At 38.4% G+C, this 12,490-nt stretch carries 7 protein-coding genes; 5 read left to right on the top strand and 2 right to left on the bottom strand.

The features are described from left to right. Position 1: 1 nt before the first annotated feature. On the bottom strand, positions 2-1,621 hold the full coding sequence (locus ABD009_RS07830; protein WP_343824260.1) for a sensor histidine kinase: 1,620 nt from the start codon (positions 1,619-1,621) through the stop codon (positions 2-4). Between the two features lie 252 nt (positions 1,622-1,873). Here ABD009_RS07830 and ABD009_RS07825 point away from each other — a divergent pair, with 252 nt between their 5' ends. The 5 genes from ABD009_RS07825 (at position 1,874) to ABD009_RS07805 (ending at position 11,861) form a co-directional block, all read left to right on the top strand. Then, positions 1,874-2,761 carry an ABC transporter ATP-binding protein gene (locus ABD009_RS07825; RefSeq protein ID WP_343824258.1) on the top strand — a complete coding sequence of 296 codons (888 nt, stop codon included), beginning with the start codon at positions 1,874-1,876 and terminating at the stop codon, positions 2,759-2,761. Beyond that, positions 2,751-6,656: a gluzincin family metallopeptidase gene (locus ABD009_RS07820; protein ID WP_343824256.1), complete on the top strand. Its 3,906-nt coding sequence runs from the start codon at positions 2,751-2,753 to the stop codon at positions 6,654-6,656. Before ABD009_RS07825 ends, ABD009_RS07820 begins: the two co-directional genes overlap by 11 nt. Positions 6,657-6,977: 321 nt before the next feature. Continuing rightward, a complete protein-coding gene (locus tag ABD009_RS07815) occupies positions 6,978-9,290 on the top strand; it encodes a TonB-dependent receptor domain-containing protein (protein WP_343824254.1) in 2,313 nt (770 codons plus the stop codon). 99 nt (positions 9,291-9,389) lie between these two features. Then, complete coding sequence (locus ABD009_RS07810) at positions 9,390-10,475, top strand: alkaline phosphatase D family protein (RefSeq protein ID WP_343824252.1); 1,086 nt, start codon at positions 9,390-9,392, stop codon at positions 10,473-10,475. A 111-nt stretch (positions 10,476-10,586) separates the two neighbouring features. Further along, positions 10,587-11,861 (top strand): dicarboxylate/amino acid:cation symporter, encoded by a 1,275-nt coding sequence (locus ABD009_RS07805; RefSeq protein WP_343824250.1) that lies wholly within the window; start codon positions 10,587-10,589, stop codon positions 11,859-11,861. A 112-nt stretch (positions 11,862-11,973) separates the two neighbouring features. Here the strand turns inward: ABD009_RS07805 and ABD009_RS07800 are convergent, their stop codons facing one another. Continuing rightward, a complete protein-coding gene (locus ABD009_RS07800; RefSeq protein ID WP_343824248.1) occupies positions 11,974-12,396 on the bottom strand; it encodes a VOC family protein in 423 nt (140 codons plus the stop codon). Positions 12,397-12,490: the final 94 nt, after the last annotated feature.

Genomic DNA, 12,490 nt, shown 5'->3' with positions numbered 1-12,490 from the left:
ATTAAACAACGTCCCTATCGAGGTTAGATTCCAAATTTGCATTTAACTTATCTAACTCTATGGTCAGTGTTGTTTGCCAAAGGTTGTACTTTTGCTCAGATACTAGCGAGTGTCCATTTGGGTATAACAAGCTTAAACGACGTTTTAAGTTTTCAAGACCCACCCCAGTATTTTCAGCGCAGTTGCTCTTATCAATATTCTCACAAGCTAAGTTTGTTTTTTTCGCCATGTTTGTGTTTGTGTTTGTTAAATCAAAGGTGTTTTCGCAAAAAAGAACAAGCTTTTTATTATCACAACTTAACTTTATATTAATGATGGATTTGTTGCTCGCCCCTTTTCCTGCGTATTTAAAGGCATTTTCAACAATATTTATAAGCAACAGTGGTGGAATAACAGATTGAGAGTCGCTCTTTGAGTCTTGATTTTCAAACGGCCATTGCACCGACAATAGCGTTTCATCCGATAGCCTGATCTTTTGCAGTGCAATAAAGTCCTTTAAGTATTCAACTTCTTGTTTAACTTTCACCGTATCGTTTTGCCCTTCGTATACTGTATATCTGAGCAAATTAGATAACTGCATCACCATATCTGGCGATTTTTCAGACTTAGCTAAGGTCAGTGCATACAAGTTATTTAAAGTATTAAACAAAAAGTGCGGGTTAATTTGCTGCTGTAACAACTTCAATTCAGTTAGTCGTTTTGACGATTCAATTTTGCTCAGGTTAAGTTGTTGTTGTTGACGCTCAAATGCCAATATAACAGGTGTTGAAATAGCAAGAACAATAACCATAAAGTGATAATTCGTTATCTCAAAAGGATTATGATCTGCAGACGGTATTAGTGTGAATTCATACTGGTTCAATGGAATCAACAAGCCCAAATACGAAAATAATGGAGTAACGATAACCAAACAACATATGCTCACCATCAAAAAAGCCAATACACCATGTTCTGCTAAAAAACGGCGAATAAACCAATATCGATTCATCAAGTATATCGACCCAACAAGTCCTCCCAAAAACAAAAATTGCCAAAGGTAAAATATAAATTGCATTGGCGAGTTTAAATTAACGCCTATATCAATAAGCGGCGTTAATGGTTGATTTTCCATAGGGTTTTCGTTGCTATTTAAAACACCGGCCATTATTACCGCCCACACTATAATCCCTAAGCTGACCAAGGCATTTAATGAAAAGCACCATGATAGCCACTTTGAGAACTTGCTACTTGTAGCCTTTTGCCTTTGGAGCGTTAGTATCCAAATCACACTAAACACCATGGCTATTAGCCAACCTTGCACACTAAATAATGGGGTTTGAAATATCGTAAAGTTTGAAAACGGCTGACTTCCAAAGCTTAATAAAAAGGCTGGATAAATGATGAAGCCAACTAACCAAAACAGCATGGAATGGCGTTTAAGTTTTATTAGGTAACCCGACTTTAAATCGTTTTTTTGACATATTAGAACGTGGGATAAATAGAGAGGGAGAGTTTCAATTGATAATTGTAGGAAAATACCAATGATGTCGCTCGCACTTTGAGAATGAAAAGTCATAAAACGAATATGAGATTCAATCAACACGGCGGCCAAAACTGGCAAAAGACAAAACAGAGTTTGCATAAGAGTCCCTACTAAAAAAGCTCAGTTTTGTAGATTAGTACGAAAACTTCAAAATATAAGTGACGAACTTACCGAGTTTTATGACGAAAGTAAATTGTTACAAAAGTTAGGCCTTTAAATCTATGTACTTGTCATCTAAGTCATTATCGTTAAACCGTTTGTCATTTATAAAAAGCACTTTGTCATGTATGGATTTACAACATTGTTTTACACGATAAAGTTAATTTATTGTGGAATCTAACAAGGATTTGTATGCTAACTTTATCTAATGTAAATAAAACTTATCGCGATGGCACTCAAGCGTTAAAAAACATTACTATTGATTTTCCCACTGGCATGGTGGGCTTACTCGGGCCTAACGGCGCTGGTAAATCTACGTTAATGAGAACCATTGCAGGCCTTCAAAGCGCCGACAATGGAACAATCACTTTTAATGATATTGATGTTTTAAACAATCCTGACGAACTGCGTAAAACACTGGGTTATTTGCCGCAGGAATTTGGCGTGTATCCAAACATGTCATGTATAGCACTTTTAGAGCACATGGCTATTCTAAAAGGGTTAACACCGACTCAGCGTCAGCAGCAGATACCCGAATTGCTCGAGTTAACAAACCTAGCTAAATCCGCAAAAAAACCTGTGGCCAACTTTTCTGGCGGAATGAAACAACGTTTTGGAATCGCACAAGCGCTGTTAGGTGATCCTAAGTTAATTATTATGGACGAACCAACGGCTGGATTGGATCCAATGGAGCGAGAAAGGCTTAACAACGTTTTGGTTAACATAAGCAAAGATAAGCTTATTTTACTTTCAACACATATTGTTGAGGACGTTGAAAACCTTTGTAATCACGTTGCCTTGCAGTTTAATGGTGAAATTTTAGTAAATGGAGAAATTCCAGAGTTACTAGCGCCGTTAGATGGATGTGTGTGGGAATCGTCTACTTCACTCGACACACAAACACCCAATGGCGAAAATGGTTCAGCTCATATTCTTAGTAAAAGTTTTACCTATGGCAAGCCTCATTACCGTATTTACAGTGAAAAGCAACCAACCGCAGACGCTTCTTTAACAAGGGTTACATTACAAGATCGTTACTTTTTTGAACTTGCTTTAAAGGTAGGTTCACATGCTAATTAATGAATATAAATACTTATTTAGACAACCTATAGTATTAATAGGCCTATTTTTTCTAGTGGGTTTTGCTTACCTGTTTTCTATTGGTGTCTCCGTTGATAACCTTAATTTAACAAGTCAGTTGACCATTAAACTCAATGGTTTTGTCATGTTAACGCTGCCCATTGCCATCCTCGTTGTTTGCCAAAGCTTATTTTTGCGTGATCACAATTCAGGTATGTCTGAGCTCGTGTTTGTTACGCCCGTTAAAAATGCTCAACGTTGGCTGTTCCGTTGGTTTGCAGCTTTGTTGTTACTGTTAGTCACTTATGCTGCGGTCTTTGTTATTATCTCTCTGCCGTTATTGAGTAAAATGTCACTATTGACCGTCAGTAATATCCTAATAACGCAATTAATATGTACTGTGATTGTATCTTCAATATTACTGCTGAGCATTAGCCTTTGGTTATGTAATTTAGTTATTCAAAAGGCAAATAAGCTAAACGCCGGACTTATTGTTACGCTTACCTTTATCATCTTTTGGTTAACCTACATTGTATTAAGCAGCTTGCTAGGTTCTCCTATCCTAGCGGGTAGCAGTGTACTGAGTGAAACTTTTTATAGCATCATGTTATGGGCAGATCCCTATGGCATAACTGCGGTATTTGATGGTTTAAATACTAATTTAGAGTCCACGTACAATACTGCTTTCTACTACTATATAAATAGAATGTCGGTCTTGATAATTAGCGCTTTCATTCTTTATCAAACCCTGCGCGAGTCAGCATTTAAACCCCGCTCTAATGACGTAAAAGTAAAATTAACGATTCAGGATTCTGGTACTGAGCTAGTTAGCTTTAAGGTATCAAAGGTAGCATCACCATTTTTATCAATGATATCTACATCGTTAAAAACACTACTTTTATCGCCCACATCCATCGTGATTTTATTTCTTTGGTTAGCACTTTGCTTTAACGAAACTCTATCTGGGTTGGAATATGCTGAGCCTCAATCGATATTGATGCCAAATTCGATAGATGCGTTAAATCGGATTGCCTTTGATATATTTCCGGCATTTAGCACGATTATCATTGCATTTTGGAGCTGGCAACTTTGTTGGCGCGAACATACTTTGAGGTTTGCGGAAATCGTTGCTTCTGCGCCTGTATCAAATAACAAAATTATTGCGGCGCACTCTAGCGTTATTGCGATTCTGGCTATTTTAATTGGTTTTATTGCGGGACTGAGTAGCTTACTGGCGGAGATAATTCACGGTAGCAACATACTATTAAGTCACTACATGGTTTTAATATCCTTAAAAACTTTACCCGTCATTTTAATTGGTGGTTTATTTGTCTGCATACATCATTTTGTTAAATCTAAAGCGGTCGCAGCAGGCTTATTGTTTTTTACAATCATCATAAAATTCACGCCTATTACAACGGCTTTTGGCCTCACTCATACATTATGGAATATTGCCGATTCACCTTTACAAGCACCAAGTAACTATTGGGGATTTGCCAATAGTATTAGTCTTTATGCACCGTATATGTTGCTTTGGTTTTTATTCACTGGCGCGGCACTAGTGGCAGCTTCATATGTTTCCCACAGAGGAACAAGCTTGTCTCAGTTTAAGTTCAAAAACATTGTAAACTTAACAAACGTTGCAAATTCACCGCACTCAGCAAATTCAACTAGGTTCGATGCCAAACAAGGCAAGACCAAACAAGGTAAGCCAAAATTTACACCGCTATTGCTGTTAATTTGTTTTGCTGTATTGAGCCTAGCTCAAGGAGTAAATTTACATAATGATTTGGTATCGGAAAAGCCTTTAACTAATTCTCACAAACGAGAAGCGTGGAAAGCCAAATATGAGCAAACATTCGGGTATTTTAAGACTCAACCTCAGCCAGTTATTACTCACGTTAAATCCTTGATAGACCTTTATCCATCAAAAAATAAAGCGTCATTTAATGTAACCTATACACTGACTAACAAAACAGACAGCCCTATCGAGCAAGTCCTTGTTTCTCACTACCCAAGCGCTAACTCAATTCATGTTTTGTCTGGCCAAGAAACAGCGGCAAACTCACAACAACAACAACAACAACAACAACAACAACAACAACAACAACAACAACAACAACAACAACAACAACAACAACAACAACAACAACAACAACAACAACAACAACAACAACAACAACAACAACAACAACAACAACAACAACAACAACAACAACAACAACAACAACAACAACAACAACAACAACAACAACAACAACAACAACAACAACAACAACAACAACAACAACAACAACAACAACAACAACAACAACAACAACAACAACAACAACAACAACAACAACAACAACAACAACAACAACAACAACAACAACAACAACAACAACAACAACAACAACAACAACAACAACAACAACAACAACAACAACAACAACAACAACAACAACAACAACAACAACAACAACAACAACAACAACAACAACAACAACAACAACAACAACAACAACAACAACAACAACAACAACAACAACAACAACAACAACAACAACAACAACTGCAGCCGCAGAAAGTTGAATTTGAAATTAGCAAAAAGCTGGGACAAACCACTCTGTCACTGTTAGAACCATTAGCACCTAAACATAGTTTTATGATCTCTTTTGAGTTGGAATACCAACAGCCTAAACTCTGGCCCATTGGTTTTAATCAGTTTATAACACCTGAACTTACTTATTTAAGGTCAATACCGGTACTGCCAGTAGTGGGTTACCAAACGTATTTTGAGCTCTCAGACCCTGAGCTTAGAAAAGCGCACAAGTTACCTGCACTTAAGCCTATTTTGCCATCATTACTTAATGACGCTAAGTATCAACAAGAGCTAGCGTATGAATGGGCTTCAATGGAAACCATTATAAGCACTGAGCAAGGTCAATATGCACTTGCACAAGGCGAATTGACTGAACATTCCGAAAAGGGCCATACGACTTTGAACTCTGATAACGTTAATACAGTTCGCCCAACCTTTGTTTACAAAACTCAAACGCCAATTAGATCAATATCGGCTTGGCTTTCTTTTCCTGAAAACCATTTGCAAACGTTCCAATCAGACAGTGGCATCGCTATTAATTTAGTCGCGCCAAACGATGAAAACGTGACACCTGGCGAACATAGGAAACAAAGCACCAACGTGAACGTAAAGGCGATCAACGACACGCTTTCGTGGTTTGAGGCGAATATCGCATCTTACAACGGCAGCACTTTGTCCTTAATTTCAATTCCGGAATTAGGCGCTACTGGTTATGCACTGCCGCATATTATGTTTATCGCAGATCGAGTGGGCTTTCGTGCTCAACCAAAACAAGATGCTCCTTTTGACCAGCGTTACCGACGCGCGGTTCACGAAACAGCCCACCAATGGTTTGGACATTCCATTGGCAATAGCTCTTTAGATAACAGTCATCATTCTGACAGTGCTTTTTTAATTGAGTCTATGGCTAAATATATGGAGTTAGTCTTAATTGAAAAGCATCGCGGCAAGGCTGAAATGCAAGGGTTAGTTGAGTATGAATACGAACGCTTTATGCAAGCAGAGCGAAGCAATATCAATACACCAAAAAGTTTAATAGATGCCACTGAAAGTCACCATTCATACTCTAGAGCTACGCTCGCGTTTGCGGTTCTTAGAGCTGAGTTAGGCGATGAAGTTATTATCAATGCGCTTAAGCAGCTTTGGAAAGATCACAGTTATCCTAATAAACCGGCTTTGGCCGTGGACTTTGTTGCTCTTTTAAAACAACACAGCCCCATTAACAAACATGAGTTAATAAACAATCTGTTACTGAGTGCTGATCTCGCTTTTATTAATTGGGAAGTTATTGGTCCCTTGACTGAACATTAACGTTCAAGTCATGGCGACTCGCTTAAAGCTAACTTATAACTAACTTAAAGCTGACTTATAACTACCGCCAGATTTAAACGAAACGTCACCTAAAAATCATCGTTAATTTGTCACGCTATGCCTCTTTATGAAAGTAGCGTGACAATGCTTCCTAAGTCTTACAATTTTATTATTCCAACTCTTCAAAATTAAGTTTTTATGACACGTAATTATTTAAAAAAAACTGTCACATTAAGGACATAGACTCTCCTTCCATTAATTAATTTGAAATTAAATTTTAACCAAACCTAAACTTAACTTTATAAAATAATGGAAATTAAAATGGTCTCACTTAATGCAATAACTCAGAAGAAGTTACTCGCTAGCGCAATTTTATTAGCCCTTTCAACACAAGCGGCTGCCAACGATACTGATAAAGACAAAAAAGACTCGAAAGAGATGGAAGAAGTTGCTGTTGTAGGTCAAAAAATCAGTTACGCCAATAATACGGTTGACGCAAGCATGATGGAACAACAAGCTCCTTTAACTAGCGTCATTGGGCTTATGGATACATTACCAGGAATTAGCATTAATGAAGGTGACGCCTTTGGTGGTGATGACTGGTCAACAACTATTAATATGCGTGGTTTTGCCATTGACGGCAGCCAGCAACAACTGGGAATGACCGTTGATGGTATTCCAAACGGTGGTTCAAATTATGGCGGTGGCGCAAAAGCGAACCGATACCTAGACAGTGAAAATACGTTAACGGTAGAAGTTTCACAAGGCACTGCAAACTTAGCTTCAGCCTCTTTAGATGCACTTGGCGGTACTTTTAATTTTATAAGTAAAATGCCGGAGCTAGAAGAGAAAACAACTATTGCTTATACCAATGGTGATCACAATGCTCGTCGCTATTTTGCAAGACACGAAACAGGTGAAATTTTTGATAATACCTTTGCTTACATCAGTTACTCAGACACCTCAACAAACCGTTGGGTTGGAGACGGTAATAATGGCGGCATGGCTAACCAACATATTGAAATGAAGTTTATTTCTGAAATTGGCGATATCAACCTTACCGGTCGTATTTCCTACGATGATGTTGAAGAAGATAACTACAACAGCGTCAGCATAGAACAGTTTAAGCAAAGCCCTGACTGGGATCAGTTAACATGGAATTGGACTGGTGTTCCTCATTACGACCAAATGTTTGCCGAAGGTTGGTCTACTCTTCGTGAGAATACGTTAGCTTATTTAAAATTTGATTACACAATTTCAAACACGTCTAGCTTTGATGTCACTCCTTACTTTCATAAAAACAAAGGTCGCGGTGACTGGATCCCACCTTATCTTCAAGCGCCTGTTGATGCCAATGGCAACCCAACAACTGAAGGTGGTTCAAGTGCGTATAGCTATGGATTTACCGACGCAAATGGCACACCTTTAACACCAAATGCAGACTGTACAGCAAGCCTCTCGTGGCCTTGGGCATCAGGCCCTGGTTTAAATCCAGCATGTTACCCTGCCGATGCTTTACCAGTTATGTCTTATCGTCATACCCATTATGAAAAAGAACGTTTTGGCTTTACTTCTAATTATATGGCCACTTTTGACAACCATGACATATCAGCGGGTATTTGGCTTGAAACAGCCAAACGCGATGAAAGTAGAGATTGGCATGAAGTCATCAATGCTTCTGTTTATCACCACTTTGATCAAACTCCTTATTGGGTGCAATATAAAAACACCTTCGATACAGATACGTTCAAATGGTATCTTCAAGATTCTATAAACTTTAACGACTTAACCATTAATGTTGGCGTTCAACAATATCTAGTAGATATAGAAAAAACCGCTCACTTTGATACAGCAGCAAATGCAAAAGTAAACAGTGACTCTGATGTTTTGTTTAGCCTTGGTGGTTTATATCAACTTAATGACAGCACTGAGCTTTTTGCAAGCTATAGTGAAAACTTCTCAGCAATTAGTGACAACGTATTAGAGCGAGATGCTTCTACATTAACAAGTATTGACCCAGAAACGGCTGACAATATTGATTTTGGTGTTCGTTATTTTGGTGAAAAGTTAGATATCTCAGCCACTGTTTATAGCATCGAGTTTGATAACCGAATCACGTTTTTAGCGCCTAATAGTGGAAACTCAGGCATCGATTACGGCATAGGTACTAACGGCAGTTATATCAACGTAGGTGGCATAGAGTCTCAAGGCATTGAGGTCAGTGCCAAGTATAAAATTTCTGATAGTTGGGAGTTGTACTCTTCATTTACTAACAATCAGTCGGAATATACTGACACAGTAGAATCAGAAGGCATTACAAAAGGTGACAACGTAAGAGATGCTGTTGAAGACATGTTTGTGCTTTCAGCTAACTATTTTACTGGTAACTTAACCTTTGGCGCATCGACAAAATATACGGGCGAACGCGGAGTAGCAGATAGCTACGTAGTGACTGATATCAACATGGCTTATCACGTTGATTTAGCTGACGGACCATTCCAGTCGTTTAACGTTGCGCTAGTTGTTGGCAATGTATTTGATAAACAATATTTATCATCAGGTACTGGCTCTGGCACCACTTTCTACATAGGCGCGCCACGCACTGCAACAATGACGTTCCAAGTGGACTTCTAGAATAGGCTTTTTTATATAGCTTTGATTTAACGGGTTTAGTATATCTAAGCCCGTTTTTTATTTTAGATTACAAGTATTCAACAATAGATGAGTAAAATAATGTTAAACAAAACAATAATGTACATCTCTTTGTTTGCACTAAACATATTCACATTAAGTGCTCCAGCATTTGCAGTAGAGACGTCACTTGCAGAAAAGCCAAAGGCTATTAATAGTATTTATTTTGGTTCTTGTGCAAAACAAAGTAAACCTATGCCCATTTTTGACGCCATTGTAAAAGATGATCCTGAAGTATTTGTTTTCCTTGGTGACAATATCTACGGCGATACTGAAGATATGTCTGTACTCAAAGAGAAATACGAAACCCTTGGTCGCCACCCTGGCTTTAAGAAGTTAAAAGCTACCTCTGAGCTCATCGCCATTTGGGATGATCATGATTTTGGCGAAAACGATGCGGGTAAAGACTACCCTCAAAAAGAAGCGTCAAGAAAGCTAATGCTGGACTTTTGGGGCGAAGATAAAAACTCTCCTCGCTATACCAATGCTGGCATTTATACCTCTTACACATATGGCACAGGTGACAATATTGTTAGAGTCATTATGCCTGACTTGAGGTGGAACCGAGACACGTTGCACGATGTAGGAAAATTGAATTATCTAACCAGTCGTCGTGGTAAAAATATGGGACCTTACAAACCGTCTCCCGACAAAAACGCCTCAATGCTTGGTGAAGAACAATGGAAGTGGCTTGAAGCTGAGTTACTAAAACCCGCTAAAATACGCATCATTGCATCAAGTTTGCAACTGATCCCGGAGTTTACCGGCTGGGAATCGTGGGCCAACTTTCCATCAGATCGCTCAAGACTACTCAGTTTTATTACTAAACAAAAAGTCGATGGCGTATTAATGATTTCAGGTGATACCCATTGGGGCGAAGTATCAAAACAAGTAGAACATGTTGGATACCCGTTGTGGGAAATAACCAGTTCAGGTCTAAGTGAAAAGTGGAAAGACGTAAGCCCTAATAAACATCGTGTTGGAGAGTTTACTCACAATGTAAATTATGGATTCATGAACTTTGATTGGTCAAAGTCTGATCCTGAAATCGCATTTGGTCTAAAAAACGTGAAAGGCGAAGTGTTTACTGAGCATACAATAAAACTTTCAAGTATTACTCATCAGTAAAATTCGTTATTTCATAGCTGTTTTTGATATATAAAACTAGTTATCTATAACGTTTAATACGAGTAACATCGCCCCTTCAATTATTACTTCAAGTATTAGTAGGGGCGTAAAATGCTTGCTCGATTTTTTTCTTTGACTCTGTCTAAACAAATCTTTTTTGCTTTTGTAGCTTCTATCGCATTTGGTCTGCTTTTTGAAAATGCAGCACTTGCTATCAAGCCAATCGGCACAGCCTATATTAACGCCATCAAAATGGTGGTTATTCCCCTGCTCTTCTTTTCTATTGTTTCATCTATCTTTAACTTTAGTGATCCTACAAAGTTAAAAAGACTGGGACTAAAAACCTTAGGTGTGTTTTTAGCAACTGCTTTTATCGCTAGTCTAATTGGCTTAACAATAGGTAGCATGATTGACTGGAGCGCTGGAATAAACTTAGTACCAACTGAAACAAAAGAAAAAGTGATACCTAGTATTGCCGAAGTACTCACTGGTTTTATTCCATCAAACATTATTGACTCGATGGCTAATGGCAAGGTTATCCCTGTTGTCGTATTTTCAGTTTTACTTGGTTTAGCCGTCTTAAAAACCGGCAAGGAAGCAAATCCATTTAAACAATTTATTGTATCTGGCAATCAGGTAATGGCTTCGTTAATGAAAATGATTTTAGCGGTGACCCCTATTGGTGTATTCGCAATTATGGCCGCTACCGTTAGTCAATTTGGTTTGGATACTTTATTACCTCTTGGTCAATTCATTTTAGCGGTGTATGTTGGCTGCCTTATTCATATGGCGGTGACTTACTCTTCATTAGTAGCAGCATTTGGAAAAATGAACCCGGTTACTTTTTATAAGCATATTTTTGAAGCACAGGTTACCGCGTATTCAACTTGTAGCAGTTATGCAACATTGCCAGTAACAACCAAAGTAATTTCAGAGAACTTGAAAGTAGAAAAAGGTTACGCTTCGTTTGTTGCTAATATTGGTTCAAGTGCAAACATGGATGGATGTGGCGGGATATACCCAGCCATTGCAGCTATTTTTATTGCGCACATTTATGGCATTTCATTAGATTATACCGACTATGCGATGATTTCATTTACTGCGGTTATTAGTAGCATTGGTAGTGCTGGTGTGCCTGGCGCAGCGCTTGTTATGCTTACCGTGACACTTAATGCCGTTGGCTTACCACTAGAAGGCATTGCTTTTGTAGCTGCCATAGACCGAATTATTGACATGATGCGCACTGCAACCAACATTACGGGCGATGCTGTAACGGCTCTTGTTGTTGGTCAATCTGAAGGGCTAGTGAGTCAAAGTAATGTTGAAGCTGAGATGAATGAAGACGTGTCAGGTTTATTTGCAGCCGAGCAACATAAGGTTAGCTAACCAACTGATTTAAATCGCAATGCAAGATTAGAAGGCATAAAAAAGCGGGAAGTTAACCCGCTTATATGCTTATTAATTTATAGCTAGTATTGAGTGCTTTAGAACTACTCGCTTATTTTTCTACTTTAAATAAAACTTCTGGGTTAACCATCGTTTTCATTTCAAGCACATTGCCGTTTGGATCTTCAATAAAAAACGTTTCTTGTTCAAACTCATTGCCTACAAAACGACGATATGGTTTGTCTAAATACTCTAAGCCTGCACCTTCTATCCGTCCCTTTAGTGCTTGAAATTCATCTTCTTTCAAATGAATACCAAAATGAGGAACAGCAACGGCGCCCATATCTACATCGTGACGAACCGTTGGCAATCTTTCTTTGCTTTCATGCAAGGTTAATTCATTTCCCCAAAAGTCGATATCTACCCAGCGACCTTCCTCAAAGTTGCCCGTTTTACAGCCTAAAACGTCACAATAAAACTTCTTAGCAACAGATAAGTCACCTGCTGGTATGGCTAAATGTAAACAGTTCGACATAATTTTTCCTTGGTTCTAAATTTCATTCTATTTTGTAATTTTCGTATTATACATATTTTAGGTTGTTGGAATAGCGATCTATATCAACCATTCG

This window comes from Psychrosphaera haliotis (assembly GCF_039523615.1).
In the GTDB taxonomy this organism is placed as follows: domain Bacteria; phylum Pseudomonadota; class Gammaproteobacteria; order Enterobacterales; family Alteromonadaceae; genus Psychrosphaera; species Psychrosphaera haliotis.
Note: the sequence above shows the minus strand (reverse complement) of the source record. Positions and strands in the feature narration are given on the sequence as shown.

Coding starts and splice junctions, on each gene's coding strand:
- ABD009_RS07830 (WP_343824260.1), bottom strand. CDS start 1,621: ATGCAAACTCTGTTTTGTCTTTTGCCAGTTTTGGCCGCCGTGTTGATT.
- ABD009_RS07825 (WP_343824258.1), top strand. CDS start 1,874: ATGCTAACTTTATCTAATGTAAATAAAACTTATCGCGATGGCACTCAA.
- ABD009_RS07820 (WP_343824256.1), top strand. CDS start 2,751: ATGCTAATTAATGAATATAAATACTTATTTAGACAACCTATAGTATTA.
- ABD009_RS07815 (WP_343824254.1), top strand. CDS start 6,978: ATGGTCTCACTTAATGCAATAACTCAGAAGAAGTTACTCGCTAGCGCA.
- ABD009_RS07810 (WP_343824252.1), top strand. CDS start 9,390: ATGTTAAACAAAACAATAATGTACATCTCTTTGTTTGCACTAAACATA.
- ABD009_RS07805 (WP_343824250.1), top strand. CDS start 10,587: ATGCTTGCTCGATTTTTTTCTTTGACTCTGTCTAAACAAATCTTTTTT.
- ABD009_RS07800 (WP_343824248.1), bottom strand. CDS start 12,396: ATGTCGAACTGTTTACATTTAGCCATACCAGCAGGTGACTTATCTGTT.